This window comes from Armatimonadota bacterium (assembly GCA_036504095.1).
Taxonomy (GTDB): Bacteria; Armatimonadota; DTGP01; order JAKQQT01; family JAKQQT01; genus DASXUL01.
This window is the reverse complement of sequence record DASXVS010000079.1, coordinates 21638-39801: the sequence shown is the minus strand read 5'-3', so window position 1 is coordinate 39801 and position 18164 is coordinate 21638. Positions and strand designations below refer to the sequence as shown.

At 62.6% G+C, this 18164-nt stretch carries 16 protein-coding genes; 15 read left to right on the top strand and 1 reads right to left on the bottom strand.

Annotated elements, in window-relative coordinates:
- Positions 1–48: 48 nt before the first annotated feature.
- Positions 49–324, bottom strand: a complete 276-nt coding sequence (locus tag VGM51_17815) for a hypothetical protein (GenBank protein ID HEY3414893.1) — start codon at positions 322–324, stop codon at positions 49–51.
- 419 nt (positions 325–743) lie between these two features.
- Between VGM51_17815 and VGM51_17810 the strand changes: the two genes are divergently transcribed.
- From VGM51_17810 to VGM51_17740, 15 genes are all read left to right on the top strand, one after another.
- Positions 744–1655, top strand: coding sequence for a hypothetical protein (locus VGM51_17810; GenBank protein HEY3414892.1), 912 nt, complete (start codon positions 744–746; stop codon positions 1653–1655).
- A gap of 87 nt (positions 1656–1742) precedes the next feature.
- Positions 1743–3062, top strand: coding sequence for a TolC family protein (locus VGM51_17805; protein ID HEY3414891.1), 1320 nt, complete (start codon positions 1743–1745; stop codon positions 3060–3062).
- Positions 3059–4849 (top strand): efflux RND transporter periplasmic adaptor subunit, encoded by a 1791-nt coding sequence (locus VGM51_17800; protein HEY3414890.1) that lies wholly within the window; start codon positions 3059–3061, stop codon positions 4847–4849. Before VGM51_17805 ends, VGM51_17800 begins: the two co-directional genes overlap by 4 nt.
- An 86-nt stretch (positions 4850–4935) precedes the next feature.
- Positions 4936–6252: an ABC transporter permease gene (locus VGM51_17795; protein ID HEY3414889.1), complete on the top strand. Its 1317-nt coding sequence runs from the start codon at positions 4936–4938 to the stop codon at positions 6250–6252.
- A 47-nt stretch (positions 6253–6299) separates the two neighbouring features.
- Positions 6300–6917, top strand: coding sequence for a hypothetical protein (locus VGM51_17790; GenBank protein ID HEY3414888.1), 618 nt, complete (start codon positions 6300–6302; stop codon positions 6915–6917).
- Positions 6918–7087: 170 nt separating this feature from the next.
- Positions 7088–7798, top strand: a complete 711-nt coding sequence (locus VGM51_17785; protein HEY3414887.1) for an ABC transporter ATP-binding protein — start codon at positions 7088–7090, stop codon at positions 7796–7798.
- A 91-nt stretch (positions 7799–7889) separates the two neighbouring features.
- Positions 7890–8663 (top strand): PAS domain S-box protein, encoded by a 774-nt coding sequence (locus tag VGM51_17780; protein ID HEY3414886.1) that lies wholly within the window; start codon positions 7890–7892, stop codon positions 8661–8663.
- Positions 8664–8904: 241 nt separating this feature from the next.
- On the top strand, positions 8905–9747 hold the full coding sequence (locus VGM51_17775) for a sulfide/dihydroorotate dehydrogenase-like FAD/NAD-binding protein (GenBank protein HEY3414885.1): 843 nt from the start codon (positions 8905–8907) through the stop codon (positions 9745–9747).
- An 85-nt stretch (positions 9748–9832) separates the two neighbouring features.
- Positions 9833–11248: an NADPH-dependent glutamate synthase gene (gltA, locus tag VGM51_17770; GenBank protein HEY3414884.1), complete on the top strand. Its 1416-nt coding sequence runs from the start codon at positions 9833–9835 to the stop codon at positions 11246–11248.
- 7 nt (positions 11249–11255) lie between these two features.
- Entirely contained in the window at positions 11256–12242 is a 987-nt protein-coding gene (locus VGM51_17765) for a methyltransferase (GenBank protein HEY3414883.1), read from the top strand.
- A gap of 177 nt (positions 12243–12419) precedes the next feature.
- A complete protein-coding gene (locus tag VGM51_17760; GenBank protein HEY3414882.1) occupies positions 12420–13547 on the top strand; it encodes a glycosyltransferase in 1128 nt (375 codons plus the stop codon).
- A 67-nt stretch (positions 13548–13614) separates the two neighbouring features.
- Positions 13615–15924 (top strand): PQQ-binding-like beta-propeller repeat protein, encoded by a 2310-nt coding sequence (locus VGM51_17755; GenBank protein HEY3414881.1) that lies wholly within the window; start codon positions 13615–13617, stop codon positions 15922–15924.
- 125 nt (positions 15925–16049) lie between these two features.
- Complete coding sequence (locus VGM51_17750; protein ID HEY3414880.1) at positions 16050–17081, top strand: GNAT family N-acetyltransferase; 1032 nt, start codon at positions 16050–16052, stop codon at positions 17079–17081.
- A gap of 24 nt (positions 17082–17105) precedes the next feature.
- On the top strand, positions 17106–17894 hold the full coding sequence (locus tag VGM51_17745; GenBank protein HEY3414879.1) for a hypothetical protein: 789 nt from the start codon (positions 17106–17108) through the stop codon (positions 17892–17894).
- The gene (locus tag VGM51_17740) at positions 17887–18162 is read left to right on the top strand and encodes a PqqD family protein (GenBank protein ID HEY3414878.1); all 276 of its coding nucleotides are present in this window, start codon (positions 17887–17889) and stop codon (positions 18160–18162) included. The genes VGM51_17745 and VGM51_17740 overlap by 8 nt, the downstream gene beginning before the upstream one ends.
- The last annotated feature ends 2 nt before the right edge of the window (positions 18163–18164 follow it).

Here is an 18164-nt window from a genome sequence, read left to right as displayed (position 1 = left end):
CGGGCGAGGCTGGAGCAGCCTCGCCCGGCGAGTGACACGAGTCGAGAGTTACTTGCCGGCCTTGTCTTTGCGGGCGGCAGCCTCCACCTTGGCGGTCTTTTCCTTCGCGCTCATTTTGTCGAGCGCAGGCTTGCAGCCCGCGCAACAGAAATGGACCTTGTATTTCCCAACCACTTCCGATCCGCCGGCGTCGCCCTTGGACTTCTCGCCGGTAATCGGACAGGTGTAAACGTCTATCGGCTTGGCGGGCACCCTCTTCGGAGCCGCAAACCCATTCGATGCGAACATGGCCACCATCGCGGCCGCTAACAAAACCTTCTTCATAGGCATTACCTTTCGATCCGTTACGGGTATCCCACACTATACGGAACACCGGGCCCGGGCGTCCAGTTCGCCGGCAATTGGCCGGGCGGGCCTTTGGCCCCGGGCCGCATGCAACCTGAACAACGTTTGGCCCATCAAACGTAGCGGTGACGAGAATGGGAGCTCTCCTTACGAATGCTCCGGGGCAGCCCTTCAGGTTGTCGCCCCTGTATGATACACGAATGCAGTGGCAGTATTTACAGACATCGATGGTTAATGGACGCCCGCTCCGCCTGTGTAAATCCGCCAGGCCGTGCAACCAAACCGTCACCGTAGACACGGCGACTTCCCGCCAGGCCTACAACGCCAGGAATTTCACCCCAGTTTGGTCATCCAGGCCGTGCCGGAAATCCGGGTAACGGCAAGACAAGGAGAAGAAAATGAGACATCGGACCCCAGTTTTCGCGGTGCTCGCCGGCGCGGTCGCCGCAAGCGCGGCCCTGGCTCAGACAGCCACCCCGCGCGTCCGCACCACTGTAGTCGTTTCTTCCGAGCCGGCGAAGGTAACGCTGTCCACGCGCGGCACGGATGCCAAGCCGTACCTTGCAGTTCAGGCCACTGCCGCAGCAGACGTTCGCACGACCCTGAAGGATATGGGCACGAAGGCAAACATCAACGTTGTGCTGGACCCTTCCGCGGTTGGGACATTCAGCGGAAGCGTGGAAGCGCAGCCTGCTGAGACGGCGGTCGCCGCAGTGGCGAAACTCGCCGGCCTGTCCGTGAAGAAGATTGTAGTTCCGGACGCCAGTGTGGCCACCTTCACACCGGACCTCGGCGGCCAATACGTCACCGCCCTGTCGACGCTCAATCCCGGCGTGCAGATCTCGGATCCCGCCACCGGCAAAACGCTGATGGTCTCCGCCGCTGAACCGGCACAGGCCAGCGGCAAGACTGTCTATTTCGTGCACGGTCGTATCTCGCCCTTTGGCGGCCGGATGCGCATGGGTGGACAGCCGGGCGGACCGGGCGGACCGGGCGGGCAGCCGGGCGGACCGGGTGGACAGCCGGGTGGACAGCCCCCGCAGCCTTCCCAGGCCAACCAGGCCTTCGTCGACAGCACCGCCAAGAGCCTTCAGGCCATGCCTCTGCAGCAGCGTTTTGATACCCTGCGCGCTTTGTCGCAGAGCATTCGGGACAGCATGACCCCTGAGGAACAGGCCCAGATGCGGGCGACGATGGGCGGCCGGGGCGGCTTCGGCGGTTTCGGCGGCGGCCGTCGGGGCGGTGGTAATGGTGGCGGCGGCAACGGCGCCGGCGGCAACGGAGGCCAGGGCGGCGCCAACGGCCAGTAGCAGACATTCCCGGGTATAAGGGGTCCCCGGATTGCCCCGCCTGCAAGCGGGGACCCCTTACACTGAATCAACGGATACCAGACACTGATGCGCAAACTTACACTCAATTCACTGATAGCGGTTGCCATGCTCGCCCAGCTGGGACGAACTTGGGCCCAATCGCCGGCGCCCGCACCCGGCGAACCGCTGACGCTGGACGTCGCGATTCAAACAGCGTTGGCCAACCACAAGCAGATCACCTCCGCGGAGAGCCAGCTTGAGGGCGCCCAGGCACAACTTACTCAGAGCAAATCAGCCTGGTACCCCCAGATTTCGCCCACGTACTCGTACCGGAATTCCACCAGCCAGCACAACCAGTCGTCTTTCGACCTGACCACGCAAGGAACGTCCGTATCACTGCAGCAAACGATTTTCGACTCGGGCAGGCGCGAAATCGGCATAGCCCAGAGTCGGAACTCCGTGCGAAGCGCCACGCTGGGTGTTCAGAATACCCGCGAGGCGGTTATCCTGAACGTCACCACCAGTTACTACCAATTGCTGCGGACCAAGGATCTGGTGCGCGTGGCGGAGTCCGGATTGGAGCGGGCCCGGACGACCCTGGAAGCGACAAAGGCGTTTGTCGAGGCGGGCTCTTCCGCGAAGAAGGATACCCTGCAGGCGCAGGCGGATTACTCGAACGCCGATGTCCAGGTGATTCAGGCCCGCAACAACGTGCGGCTTGCCCAGACCAGCCTTCGGCAGGCGATGGGTCTCACATCGAATCAGGATATCGTGACGCCGGACCAGCCGGTGCCCGCGCCATCGGAAACGCCGGACACCAAAGTGGCGTCGGACTACATCGACCAGGCGCTGGCACACCGGCCCGACTTGAAGCAGACGGAGATAGGGGTGGACTCGAGCCGCCGGAGTGTTCGCCTCGCGAAGATCAACGCCGGCCCCACCCTCGAATCCACGTTGAGCAGCACATACTCGGCGCACCCGTCGCCCGGCCTGGACAAGATCGTGGCGGTGTCCGTTACGTATCCGCTTTTCGACGCCGGCTCTTCCCGGGCGAGGGTCCGGGAGGCGTCCGCGGGATTGAGAGGCGCGCAAGCGCAGTTGGAATTGTCGCGTCAGGCAATCGCTGCCGATGTGGAATCCGCCTATCTGAGCCGTGAAGAGGCTCGCAGCCGCATCACCGCGGCCCAAAGCGCGCTGACGGCATCAAGATCAAACTACGATGCGGCCTCGCAATCGCGGACCGAGGGCGTGGGAACCATCCTGGACGTCATCACGGCGGAGAACTCGCTCATCACAGCGGAGACCAACACCGTCCAGGCGATTTATGACTATTACAGCGCCGATGCGCTCTTGCAGCGCTCGGTCGGCGCCAATGACACTTACGTTAGCGCGGGAGGAAAGTCTTGAAGAAGCGGCCAAAATCCTGGGTAGCGGCCTTGTTTGTGGTGGTCCTCGCGGGGATCCTCTACTACGCCTTCGGCAACAAGGCGCCGGATGCCTCGAAGTTGACTCAGTACAAGATCGCCAAGGCAGAGAAGGGAACCGTCAAGAAGACTGTCTCCGCGACAGGGACACTCCAGCCGTGGAAGGTTGTGGACATCAAGTCGAAGGCAGGCGGCCGCGTGCTGGAGATGAAGGTGGACGTAGGCACCCAAGTGCGCCCCGGTCAGGAGATTGCGCGGATCGACCCCTCGGATACGAACCTGGCATACAGCCAGGCCGAGGCGGATACGCAGTCGTCAATCGCCAGAACCACCCAGAGCAAGACCACGTACGAGCTCACTAAGAAACAGACAGCGATCAGCATCGCCAACGCGCAGTCCGCGCTTGATTCCGCGAGGGAAAGCCTCGCCACCGCGCAGTCTCGCCGGGACGCGGCCAAGCGGACGGCGGACAACCAGACAGCGCTGACAAAAGCGTCCATTGAACAAGCGCAGGCGAACTACAACCAGGCCGTGACATCCTTGGACCAGTTGCAGGCGACGCAGGCACAAACCCGTTCCAGCGCCCAGAGCGCCTATGACAGCGCGGTCGCAAACGCGAACAACTCCGAGAAGAACCTCAACCGGCAGCAGAGCCTGCTAGCGAAAGGCTTCGTCTCCCAGCAGGTGGTGGACGCCGCGCAGGCGAGCAATGACGTTGCGCAGGCGAGCGTGAACAGCGCGAAGACAAAACTGGACACATTGGGCGCCGAATTGAAGGCCGATGTCGATGTGGCGAAATCACGCGTGGCGCAGGCCAAGGCGGCACTGAACACCGCTAACGTGAACCGCAATGACATCCAGGCGCAGCGCGATGCCTACCGACAGGCGGAGAATGCCGTCCGACAGGCCAACGCCCAGGTTGCTCAGGCGGACCTCGCACTCACGCAGGCCAAGCTCAACGCCGCAAACAACCAACTCCGAAATCTGGACATTACGAGCGCGAAGGCCGCGGAGATGCGCAGCGAGGCCACGCTGAAAAACGCGAAGGACACGCTGGATCAGACAACGGTACGCTCCCCGTCCGAAGGCGTCGTATTAACCAAGTACGTCGACCAGGGTACCATTATCACGTCGGGTCTCTCGTTGAACTCGACAGGTTCCAGCATCGTCCAGCTTGGCGTTACCACCCGGATGTTCGTGGACGTCACGGTGGATGAAACGGATATCGCGAGCGTTGATGACGGACAGACAGTGGATGTGAGCTTCGACGCCTACCCCGGCGTCCCATTCGAGGGGAAGGTGGCCCGCATCGATCCGCAGGCTGTGGTCACTCAGAACGTAACAAATATCCACGTCCGCGTGGAAATTGACAACTCGTCGCCCACGTTCCGCCTCTTAAAGCCGGGAATGAACGCCACGTGTGATTTTGTCGTCGATAACAAGGACAATGTGATCGCAGTACCGAACAGCGCCGTGCAGACAGATGACAATGGAAGCTACGTGCAGATCGCCAGCGGCGGCACCGTGGCCCCCGTTGATCCCGCATCCGGGCTGACGGTTGATCCCAACACGCTTGTAGGTGTGAAGCTAACGCGCCGGCCCATCGAAGTGGGAGTGCTTGGCAACGATACGACGGAAGTGACCAGCGGCCTGAAGGAAGGTGAAGTCATCGTCGTCGAGACCATCGAGCCGGCCACTACGACGCCGCAGGCCAGCACACCGTTCGCGGGCGGCGGCGGGAGACCCGGCGGCGGCGGCCGCGGTCGCTGATAGCGGCGCGCAGCGTGAGACTTGTGGCGGGGCGGCGCCGAAACCGCCCTGCTGAGTGCGCGAAAGCAGTAGAAGAGACCGAGAATATGGCCAACCAGACAATCGAAGTAACGCCGGTGCGAACACCGCCGGAACCGCATACCAACGGGAACTCACCCTTCGATATGCCGGAACAGGAGCGCGCGCGCGGGTTCAATCCTGTGAGCATCATCATGGCGTTCCACGGAGTTGGCGCGAACAAGCTCCGCGCCTTCCTCACGATGCTGGGCATCATCATCGGCGTCGGGGCCGTCATTATCGCCGTGGCAATCGGCCAGGGGTCCCGCGAAGCGGTGGCCCAGAGCCTGCGCCAACTGGGGACGAACGTGCTGGCAATATTCGCCGGTCAGCAACGGCAGGGCGGCATCGGATTCGGAATGGGTTCGAGCACGCAGTTGAAGCCCTCCGATGCCCAGGCCATCCTTCGCGAGTGTCCCACCATTCGCCGGGTATCGCCCCAGGTGAACCGCAACGCCCAGGTGAAGTTCTTGGATAAGAACAGCAGCACCACCATCTACGGCCAGGGAAACGATTACCCGGATATCAGCAACCACCACGTGCGCATCGGCAGATTCCTCACCGCTGACGATGTCCGGACACAACGCCGCGTTGCCGTGGTTGGCGACACCGTTTACCAGGACCTTTTCGGGCAGCGGTCGGCCGTCGGCAAATCGATCCGCATCGCCGGCCAGCGTTTTGACGTTGTGGGCGTACTGCAGCGAAAGGGCGGCACGGGCTTCCGGAGCCCGGACGACGGTGTGTATGTCCCCTACACCACCGCCATGCGGCGCCTCTTCGGCATGGAGAACATCCAGGTCATCAACTGCCAGGCGCGGACCGACGCGGTGATGACCCGCGCCCAGGCTGAGATCACAAAGACGCTCCGGAGGCTTCACCACTTGTCCGACAACCAGGACGATGATTTCCGAATCTTCAACCAGGCGGACCTGGCCGACGCTCAGAATCAGCAGCAGGATACTTTCTCGTCGCTTATCACGTATCTCGCCATCGTGTCGCTGGTGGTTGGCGGCGTAGGCATCATGAACATCATGCTCGTTTCCGTTACCGAGCGAACGCGGGAGATCGGCGTGCGCAAGGCCATCGGCGCCAAGCGCAAGGATATCCTGAGCCAGTTTCTCCTGGAAGCCCTGTTCCTCTCGCTGATTGGCGGCCTCCTTGGGGTGGGCTTCGGCATCGCCGGGGCCAAGACCGTGCAAGCCGTCAACAACTGGACCGTCGTCATCGCGCCTTCAACGGTCATCATGGCATTCAGCTTTTCCGCGCTTGTTGGGGCCTTTTTCGGCTTCTACCCGGCGTGGAAGGCTGCCCAGATGAACCCGATTGAGGCGCTCCGATACGAGTAGACACCCAAGGGCTGGATCCCCTGCCCGATCCCTTAAGGAGAACACCTATGAACCGAATGCACAGCATCCTGATCGCCTCGGTCGGCGTGGCCATCCTGGCCACGGGCGCCTTTGCTCAAGCTCCCGGCGGCATGCAGATGACACCCGCCGTTCAGGCGAAAATGAAGGCCTGGCAGAAGTGGAACGACTCGCACAAGAACATCCGCGCGGTGAGCCAGACAGTGGGCGCGATTGTGGAGATGCAGAAGGACCCGAAGACGGCTTTCAGGAAAGCGCAGGCAAAGACCGTTCTCGGAATCCTGAAGACCTGGCGGAACAAGCCTGTGATGTCGGATGCGCAGGCTCAGAAGGTGAATAAACAGCTCGCGGGCACGTTTACGATGGCGCAGTTGAAGAAACTGGCATCGATGCCGCAACGCGGCGGTGGCCGCGGATTTGGCGGCGGCGGACAGGGCGGGCCACGGCCCGGTGGACCCGGCGGATTCGGCGGCGGCAGGCCCGGCGGAGCCAGGCCCGGAGGCGGTCGCGGATTCGACCTGAGCAAGATGCCGGCTCCCAGGGAATACAACCCGCTGAATCCCGGCAGCATCCCGATGGAGCGACAGCGCGCCCGCGCCACCGAACGGATCGACGGCCTGATTAAGACGCTGTCTGCAGCGAAGTAATTGAATACCGAGACTAGCTGAAGAGACGCAGACCGGACAAACGGGGATCACAAGACGGTTCCCACCCCGGTCATTCCGAGGGAAGCGGAGGATACCCTGCCCTGCGCTTCCCTCGGAACGAGGCGCTCACGGATAGCCGCATCACACGGAAACAGGCGATAGACAGACGTATGAGCCAGCCACTTATTCAGGTTGAAGACCTTCAGAAGACGTACATTATGGGCACACAGGAAGTCCACGCCCTGCACGGTGTGACCCTGCGCATCGACCGCGGCGAGTTTGTAGCGATCATGGGGCCCTCGGGTTCGGGTAAATCAACGTTCATGAACCTCATCGGGTGCCTGGATACCCCGACGTCCGGTTCGTATCAATTGGAAGGCGAAGAGGTTGCCGGCCTCAACGACGATCAGCTGGCCGAAATCCGCAGCCGGAAGATCGGCTTCGTTTACCAGACCTTCAACCTGATTGCACGCACATCCGCCCTGCAGAACGTCGAAATGCCACTGTTCTACTCCGGTGTGGTCAACCGCCGCGAGATCGCCGTGAAATGCCTGGAGGCGGTAGGCCTGACCGACCGGATGGACCACAAGCCCAATGAACTCTCCGGCGGCCAGCAGCAACGAGTCGCCATCGCCCGCGCGCTGGTCAACAATCCCGCTATCCTGTTTGGCGACGAACCAACCGGCAATCTGGACACCCGCACCGGCGAGGAGATCATGGCGATCTTCCAGAAATTCCACGCGGCGGGCAAAACGGTTGTCATCGTCACGCACGAGCAGGATATCGCCGAACACGCACAGCGGATCATCCATTTCAAGGACGGCGAACTGGTTGGCGACGAGCCCGTCCTGAACCGGCTGTTCGCCGGCGCCAAGAACTAACGCAACTCTGGCCGGGCCCCTCGCCGCATCGCGTGGCCCGCTAAGCGCCCCGCGATGCTATCCTTCATGTATTCCAGTTCCCGGAGAAATCATGTCGGATATCAGATTGCCCGAACACCTGCGTTATGACCTCGCCCATATGTGGGTACAGGCCGACGGCCTTCTCGCGACCATCGGTGTGTCCGATCCCGCGCAGCGATTGTGGGGCCAGGTCGATTTCGCCCAGCTTCCCAGATCCGGCTCGAAACTGGTGTCGGGCGAAGCATTCGGGCAACTCGTATGCGGCACCGCCGGCCCGTGCGACCTGATGGCCCCGGTTTCGGGCCGCGTCGCAGCGGTCAACGATTCACTCTCGGACGACCCCTCCCGCGTGAACTCGGACCCCTACGGCGAAGGCTGGTTGCTGCGGATCGAGATGTCCGATCCCGCCGAACTCCGCGACCTTCTGGACGCCGGGGCTTACCGCAGATGGTTGGAGGAATCACCGCCGGAAGACGTCAACGCAGCACTGGGATCTCTTTTCAAGCACTCTACCGATGCGATGTTGCTTATCGACCAGCACCGCCGGATCCTGGCGATGAACCTCGCCGCGGAACGGCTGACCGGCTTCCAGGCGCGGGAGATCGTGGGCGAAGCACGATGCTACCACCTGTTCCGGTGCGGGGCCGAGGGCGACGTATCCCACGGCATGGATTGCTTCGGCGTCTTTTCCTCGCAGGCCGGGCGCATCGGCGGTTGCAGCCATTTCACGATCCATCGCAAGGATGGGTCCGGGGTGAACATCTCGGCCAGCTACTCGCCCGTGCCACGAAAAGACGGTCAGGGGATGTTCATGCTCATCTCGTTCCGCAAGGAAGACAACTGACCCCGGGGAATGCAGAGGTTGCGGGGTGGTCTCCCGAATCCTGGATCCCGCCACGTGCCTCCTGCCATCGTTTTGGGGCTGGAGCGTCGCCGGCGCGGTATCGGGAACACCCCACGCGATGGCATCCTGTGCTATTCTGAAAGCAAGGATGAACCGGGGGAACATAGGCTGATTGCGGCTTCGGTTTGCAGCGTCGCCCGTGCTCGCGACACACCGCCCGGATGTGAAAGGGAGAGACCGCTTGAATCGCATCGTCTCAAAGGAATGGCTGGCGCCCACGGTGGCGCGGCTTGTCGTCGAGGCCCCACTCACCGCGCGCAAGCGCCTCGCGGGCCAGTTTGTCATCCTCCGCGTCAAAGACCATGGTGAGCGCATCCCGCTGACGATCGCCGGATCTGATCCCGACGCAGGAACGATCACCCTCGTGGTGCAGAAAGTCGGCAAAACAACTTCCGACCTGTGCGCGCTGGAAGCCGGCGACACACTGCTGGACCTGGCCGGGCCGCTGGGCGTGCCGACACACGTTGAGAATTGGGGTCGCGTCGTCTGCGTTGCGGGCGGTGTGGGGGCTGCCGTTGTTCTCCCGATTGCGGAAGCCGTGAAGGCGGCGGGCAACGAAGTGGACGTGATTCTCGGAGCGCGGTCCCAGGATCTGTTGGTCCTGGAAGACGAACTGCGCGCTGCATCTACGCATTTCCACCTCACCACGGACGATGGATCCGTCGGGGAAAAGGCCCTCGTCATAACGCCCCTTCAGCGGTTGCTGGACGAAGGCAACGTGAAAATGGTCATCGCCGCGGGCCCGGTTCCGATGATGCGCGCTGTCTGCGAGACGACACGACCATCCGCCACGCCAACGATGGTGAGCCTCAATCCGGTGATGGTCGACGGTACCGGTATGTGCGGTGGGTGCCGCGTGCATATAGGAGACCAAGTAAAGTACGCGTGCGTGGACGGGCCAGAGTTCGACGGTCACAAAGTCGATTTTGACGAGTTGCGCGCCCGCCTGGCGATCTACCGCAGCCAGGAACAGGCGCCGCGAGGCCCCGGCCACTGCGAGAAACAGATGACCCCCGTTTCATAGCATCCAGCATCCAGTATTCAGCATCCAGGCCGAGTATCGGCCTCACGATCTGAATGCTGGATGCTGGATGCCGGATGCTGACCAAATGAGCGAAACCCAAAAGAAACTGAACATACCCCGTCACCGGCCGCCGGCACGCCCGTCCGTTGAGCGGGTCGCCGATTTCGCAGAGGTGTCGTTGAACCTGTCGCCCGAAGACGCGGTGCTGGAGGCGCAGCGCTGCCTTCAATGCGGGAAGCCGCGTTGTGTGGCGGACTGCCCTGTAGGCATCGACGTTCCTCTGTTCATCAAATCGATCGCCGGCGGCGATTTCGACGACGCGCTCCACGTGATCCACGACGCCAATCTGCTTCCGGCCATCTGCGGCCGCGTATGCCCGCAGGAAACGCAATGCGAGTCCCATTGCGCCCTGGCGAAGAAGTTCGGGGCGGTGTCGGTTGGAGCGCTCGAGCGGTTCGTTGCGGATCGTGCCATGCAGAACGGCGTTCACGAGCAAGCGGACGAGCCCCTGAACGTGGTGAAGACCGGAAAGAAGGTCGCGATCATCGGGTCCGGTCCCGCCGGGCTGGCGTGCTCGGCCGATCTGATCAAGATGGGGCACGATGTCACCATTTTCGAGGCGCTTCACAAACCTGGCGGCGTGCTGGTATACGGCATACCTGAGTTCCGACTGCCAAAATCCATCGTGGCTCAGGAGATCGCCGCGCTCGAAAAGATGGGCGTAAAGGTCGAAACGAACGTCGTCATCGGACGCACCATCACCATCGATGAGCTGTTCGCGGACGGTTACGAAGCGGTTTTTGTTGGTACGGGCGCCGGGCTGCCGGTCTTCATGGACATCCCCGGCGAGAGCCTGTGCGGCGTGTGTTCCGCCAATGAGTTCCTCACGCGCGTCAACCTGATGGGCGCGTATGACGCCGAGTCGAACGACACCCCCGTCTACGTTGGCAAGCACGTTGTGGTCATCGGCGGCGGAAACGTGGCCATGGACTCGGCGCGCGTGGCGAAGCGACTCGGCCCGGAGAAGGTAACCGTTCTGTACCGGCGAACCCGCGCCGAGATGCCGGCGCGGCACGACGAGATCGAACACGCGGAGGAAGAAGGCATTATCTTCGAGTATCTCACCGCGCCGACCGCCATCATCGGCGACGAAAACCGCTGGGTGAAGGGCGTCCAGTGCCTGCGTATGGAACTCGGTGAGCCGGACGCCTCCGGACGCCGCCGGCCGGTGAAGATCGAGGGTTCCGATTTCGTGGTGGAAGCGGACACGGTTGTCGTGGCGATCGGCAACAAGCCCGCGCCACTGGTTCCGCAGACAACGCCGGGACTCGAGATCACCTCACACGGGACCATCGTGGCCGATCACGACTCCGGCGCCACGCCGCGGCCCGGCCTTTTCGCCGGCGGCGACATCGTTACCGGTGCGGCAACGGTGATCGAGGCGATGGGCGCCGGACGGCGCGCGGCGAAGGCGATTTCTGAGTACCTGGCAGGGAAGTAGAACACGCATGCCCTCATCAACCGATCGCATCTGGGAAACGGCACGGGGCTTCATGGCCAGCCGCGTGATACTATCAGGCGTCGAGATCGGCGTCTTCGAGGCGTTGGGCAATGGCCCCTGCTCCTCGCAGGACGTTGCAGCCACGCTGAAAACGGACCCGCGGGCAACCGACCGCCTTCTCAACGCCCTCGTCGTGCAGGGCCTTCTGTTGAAGCAAGGGGGCCTGTTCCGCAACAGCGAGGCTGCCGAGCAATGCCTCGTACCCGGCCGGCCGGGCTATGCCGCAGACGGCCTGATGCATACCGCGCACCTGTGGCATACGTGGACCAACCTTACGGAAGCGGTCCGGAATGGGAAAACCCCCGCGCGCGAGGAGGCGACCAGCGCAAACCGGGCTGACGCCTTCATCGCGGCGATGCACCACAACGCAATGAGCCGCGCGCCGTTGATCGTCGGCGCTCTGGACCTCACCGGCGTCAACCGCCTCCTGGATATCGGGGGCGGAAGCGCGGACTACGCGATGGCGTTCTGCCGCGCGAAGAACGGCCTGACGGCCACGGTGTTCGACCTGCCGGACATCTGCCCGATCACCCAGGGCTACATCGACAGGGCAGGATTGGCAGACCGCGTCAACACATACGGGGGCAACTACCTTCAGGACGCATTCCCGGGCGGATACGACCTCGCGCTCCTCTCAGCGGTCATCCACTCAAACAGCCCGGACGAGACGCGCCTCCTCTTCTCGAAAGCGTTCCGCGCGCTCAATCCCGGCGGACGTATCGTGGTCGCCGACTGGTTCATGGACGACGAGCGGGTGAATCCGCCCGGCGGCGCAATGTTCGCCCTCAACATGCTCGTCGGCACCGAATCCGGGGACACGTACACCGAATCCGAAACTGCCCAATGGCTGAGCGGGGCGGGATTTGACGCGATCCGCAGAACGGACCTCGCCGGCGGCGCGACCTCGCTGATGATCGGCTCAAAACCCCGCTAGCGCCGCCAGATGGCGGGCTGCAGCGAAGCCGCCCGCCGCCGAGCGCACAGCTACAGCTTCAAGGACTGCGTTGTTGTCGCGGCCGAACTTTCGTTTGGCACGGGTGAACGCGAACATACTTGTAATGTGAGTACTCCCGCGCGCTACGAATCCGATAGGCCCATCCGCGTCCTGCACGTGATCAAACACTTAGAGCGGGCGGGCGTGGAGTGCTGGCTCCTGCACGTGCTCGGCCACGTGGACCGCAGCCGGTTCCAGATGAACCTCGCAGTACGCGATCTCGAACGTACGCCACTCGTCGACGAGTTCGAGGCGCTGGGCTGCGAAGTGTACTCGCTGGCCCGTCGGCCCGGCCGGCCCACCTTCGCCGGCGCGCTGCGTGACATCGTCTTTGGAAGCGGACCGTATGACATCGTACACTGCCACAACCAGTTTAACCGCGGCTACGTGCTCAAGCTCGCAAAACGCTTCGGGATCCCCGTTCGGGTCGCGCACAGCCACAACGCGCCAGTCGGGAATACCACCACAATGCGCAGGATCCGCGTTGCCTCGCGCAACCGCTACCTGGCGCGCTTGTGGAATGCGGGAATAGCGTGTTCAATGCCGGCGGCCCAGGAGTTATTCGGCGATAGCTGGCGCGAGAACCCTCGTATCCGTCTCGTGTACTGCGGCATCGATATCGAACCGTTCCGGGCCGCGCGGCCGGACATAGCCGTTCGAGCTGAGCTTGGCATCCCGGCCGACGCATTCGTCGTCGGGCACGTCGGGCGGTTTGTCTACCAGAAAAACCACGGGTATCTGATCGATATCGCTGCCGAAGCCTGCAGGAGGCGCGACAACCTTCGCTTTCTCCTTCTCGGAGACGGCGATATGAAGCACGATATGATGGACCGGGTTAGTGACCGAGGCCTTAGCGACCGCGTCATCTTCCTCGGACAGCGCGCCGATGCCCCCAGACTCATCGCCGGAGCGATGGACGCGTTTTGCCTCCCGTCACTCTACGAGGGTCTGCCCCTGGTGGGCATGGAGGCTCAGGCAGCGGGCCTACCCATGCTCGTTTCGGACACTATTACGTCGGAGATGGATGCGGTCCCGCAGCTCGTGCGTCGATTGTCCATCCAGCTTTCGGCTGCGGATTGGGCGGGAGACCTGTTGGAGATGGCGGCGAATAAGCCTGCTATAACACGGTCACAGGCATTCGAAGCGATGCAGGCCGGGCCGTTCAACATCGATAACAGCGTTGCGTCATTGCAGGCGTTCTACGAAGAACGCCTCGCGCAGTCCGCTCGCGCATTACCGCGCTGACAGCTTCATCGCAATGCTGGCGGTGAATCGACCGTTTGGTTATACTGAGCGTGGAGGATATCCAGGCATGAGGCATCTCAGTTTTACGGTCATCTGCGCCTGCATGGCGCTTGGTCTGCCCGCTTTCGCCGCCGCGCCAATGACCACTCAGCAGGCCCAGATCGACGCCGCTCTCAAGGCGCTGCGATTCCCATCCGGTTCGGGGGTCACCAACATATCCTTCGTCGCCGGGAACGTTGCCATCGACTTCTCGCCGGAAACCGCCGCAGGCATCGACGACTGCGCCCTGGAAGCATTGACGGACGCCGCGCAAATCGCATTCCACGGCACGGAAGGCATCACCAAATGGCGCTTCACCTGCAACGGCCGTTTGCTGTCTTCCTACCTGCCACCGGTCCCGGAGGTTGTGCCGGAGTCCGGACCACGGAGCGTCCAGCGCGGGCCGCAGTACACTCCCGCTGTGGGAGCGCTCACGGGAAAGACTATCGCCATCAGCCCGGGGCACGGCTGGACCTCCAATTCGACGGGCACCGGGTGGGCGACGCAGCGCGGGTATTGGCAAGGTATCATCGAGGACTTCCTGAACCCCGAGTTCATGCAGTATCTCAACAACTTCCTCGTGAACAATGGCGCAACCGTCTATCCCTGCCGCGAACTCGACAAGACCTACGGCCAATGTACGACCGTGTGGACGTTCGCCGGGCTGACGCGGACGGCGCCGAACAAACCCTGGTGGCAGATGGCGTCGCTCTATCACAACGTGCGCCAGGGAGCTCCCAGCAGCGTCTACGATAACGGCAGGACCACGGATGCCAACCGGGACATCGCCACGCGCCCTCTGTACGCTATATGGCGCGGTGCGGATATAATGGTCAGCCTCCACAATAACGGAGACAGCGGAACCGCGTCCGGCACGCTCACGATGTACGAGACCAGCAACGGCTACATGGTCACGGACGCCGCCAACCAGTACGGCAGCCAATACCTGGGGCAAAAGGTTCACGCCCGCGTAATCTCCGAACTCCGGGCGAACTACCTGAGCAACTGGTATTCGTACGGCGCTCAGGGATTCGCCGGCAATTACGGTGAGAACAATTTCTTCAAAGGCCCAGCATGTATCGTTGAAACGGCGTTTATGGACACTCCTACGCCGGACAACGCCGCGCTCCACGATGAGAACTACAAGATGCTTGTGGCGAAGGCGATTTACGAAGGCATCTGCGATTACTTCCACGTAACGCCCACCTACAACACAGCTGTGGCGGCGCCTTCCGGAACGTGGTCGCCGGTTCCGCTCCCGCGAACCTGGTCGGTCAAATTGGGATCGCCCGTCAACTCGGCGCCGTCCTCAAGCGGCGGGTGGGTCTATGCGGCAACGGACGCGGGAGTGGTGTACGGCATCCCGGCAACCGCGCAATCGGGGTTTACGCCCGGTGTAGTGAAATGGCGTTACCCCCCTTCCGGCGGCCTCGGCGCCGCGGTAAAGGCCCGTCCGTCAGTGTACGATGACACGGTCTACGCGGTCACCATTGCCGGGAAAATGGTGGCCATGGACCGCCTGACCGGCGCTTTGAAATGGACCGTTACGGTGCCAAACAGCGGCAATCTGCAATGCCCGCCCGCGCCCACCGCGGATGGAATGCTTCTGATAGGCTCGGACAACGGCCGCCTCTACTCGTACAGCCAGAGCACGGGCGAGCTCCTCAGGACCTTCCCGACGGTGTTCGGCGCCATCACCTCGCAGGTGGCGGCGCCCGACTACGGGCATGTATGGTTGACCAGCGCGGACGGCAAAGTGCGTTGCGTAACAGGCGATCTTCTGACGGTTCTGTGGCAGAAGGACAGCGGCAGCCCAATCCCATCGGCTCCTTTTGTGTTGACCACCAATAACAGCGTCTACGTGACCACCGCGGCCGGTTCGGTCGTGGCCTTGAACGCCAGCAACGGCGGCACTGCGAACGGATGGCCCGCCGCCGGCGTCGCTATGCCGTTCAATATCGGCACGTCGCCGTGGGCGGATGGAAACTCCGGCATCGTCTCGTTCGGAATGGACAACCACTCGATTGCGGCCGTCAGCGCTTCGTCCGGCGCCGCCTTGAGCGATTTTCCCCTCAAACCGTACGGGGTGAAGGAGTTTACTTCGTCACCGATCGCGCTGAACGGGGTCATCTATATAGGGGGCACGGACGGCAGGCTTTACGCTCTGAAGCGGGGCAGCGGCGCAGCCGATCCAGGGGGCACGTGGCGCACGTTCGACGCGGGTTCCATGGCGCTGCCGGGCATGTTCACGGCCGCGCCATGCCTCACCGGGACGGGCGCGGGTGACGTCGTCGTCGCGGGCAATACCAACGGTTGGCTTTACGCGTTCCCGATATAGGGCGGATTCCCGCCAGAGGCGCTGCCCGCGGTGGAGAATCAGACCCTTTCCGCGAGGCGGGCGGTTAGACTCCCTGCCCGCCTTGCCGCATATACTGTTTTCGTCCAATGTCCGCGCTTGAATGTATGGCTCAACGCCCCGCCACATCCCTGAATCCGGCCAAGATCGATCTCTTGCGAAAAGCGCTGACCGTAGCGCCGATGACGCTGGATCTCACCGGTCTGTCCATGTTCCCCTCGATCCGTGCGGGAGACCGGTGCCGGGTTGTGAGCGTTGATCCCGATTCCATCCAGGTGGGCGACATCATCCTGACGACGCGCGAGACACGGCTGTTCGCGCACCGGGTGTTGGCGATTCGTTCCGGCCCGGCGAAACAATGGATTGTGAAAGGCGATACGCTGCTCGTTCCCGATCCGCCGGTTCAGGCCGAAGACATACTGGGACAGGTGATCGGGCTGGACCGCCGCGGGCGATTCATCGATCTTCGCACCCCTGCGCGAAGGCGCCTGGGCGCCGCGATGGCGCGGATTTCGGCGCCGTACTCGACAGCCTTCGTGAGGGCCCTGTTGTTTCGCAGACGGCTGCTTGCGGCATTGGCGGCGCTGCCGGCGTGGCGCGCTCGGCGACGGGCGCGCGTGGGCGTGATCGTCGTCCGTGAGGCGACGGTGGACGATATCGACGGCCTGGCGATGCTGTTCGGCGAACAGGCGGCGCTCCATTCGCCGATGGGGGGCATCGACATGGACCACGTGCGCAGCCAGGCGCGGCAAATGCTGGAGGGAACCCGCAAGGCGGGCGCCGTTCTCTGGGTCGCGGTTGTCGATGATTTCGTTTCAGGGCACGCCGTTGTGGGGCCGCTGGGTGACGACGGCCCAATGGCCGCCGGCTGGTGGGTGATGAGCGTTTACGTCAAGATGACCGCACGAGGCTGCGGGCTCGCGGAACGCATGGTGCGGGCCGGCCTGGAGGATGCCGCGAAGCGCGGGGTGCAGGAAATCCGATACGCCGCGTTTGAGCAGAACACCCCGTCACTGCGGTTGGCGGCCAAGCTTGGATTCGTGGAAGACACCGGTTCCGTGGCGCAGGATTTCGCGAGCCATTACACCGGCATGGGGACGCGCGGCCCCAAGCTCAAGGTGACGCGCAAGGAACTATAACCAGGAGCAGCACAGCCATATTCTATGCAAACCATTAATCTTGAAATTGCCGGAGTCGGCCTGACCATAAACTCCGAGAATCCCGAACTGATCGCACAGATCGCCGACCGCTACGAAGGTTTTGTGACGCCCGAGGTGGACGGATTCACCATGACGGTGGACACGGAACGCGGAATCACCACCGTCGGTGAGGACCAGCCGCGCGTCACGACCACCGACGCGGGCTTCCATTACGAGCGGCGCGACTTCCATATGGACGTCAGCAAGGAAGCGAGGACCATCGATGGGTCCTGCGCTCCTAACATGTACTCGTTCGACTCGTGCCTTCGCGTGTTCTTCACCACCCACCTGCTGGACCTGGAGGGCGCCATGATTCACGGCGCTTCCGTTGTGAGTAATGGAAACGCTTATTTGTTTTTCGGTGTTTCGGGTGCGGGCAAGACAACAACCGCGCGCCTGTCCGCTCCGAGACAAATACTCAGCGACGAGTTGACCATCCTGCGCAAAGACGGTGATAATTACCGCGCCTATGGGACCCCGTTCTGGGGAGAATTGCAGAAAAACGGTGATAATGTGAGCGCTCTGCTGGCGGGGCTCAACAACCTGGTGAAGGATTCCACCGTGTATCTGGAGCCCATTACGCCGAAGACCGCCCTGAAGGCGCTCATGCCCTGCGTTCTGTTTTTCGCACACGAGAGACACCTGGTCAACGCCGCCGTTGACCGAATTGCCGATATCGTGGGCCGCGTGCCCGCAAACAAGATGCATTTCCTGCCCGATAATACTTTCTGGAGGCTGTTTGAACATGCTTGACCTTGATCGCTACATCACCCGTGACCCTGATGCCGCATGGCGCATTTTCGAAGACGGAGCCGTCATCGTCACGCCGCAAGAAAGCGTAATGCACTCGCTGAACCCCGTGGGCACGCGTATCTGGGAACTGGCGGACGGCACGCTCACCGTCAGCGAGATTCTTGACCTCGTTGTTGAGGAATTCGATGTCGACCGCGAAGAAGCGGAACAGGACGTGCTTGGGTTCTGCCGCGCCCTGGCAGATAAGGGCATGCTCACGATCGAGTAAGG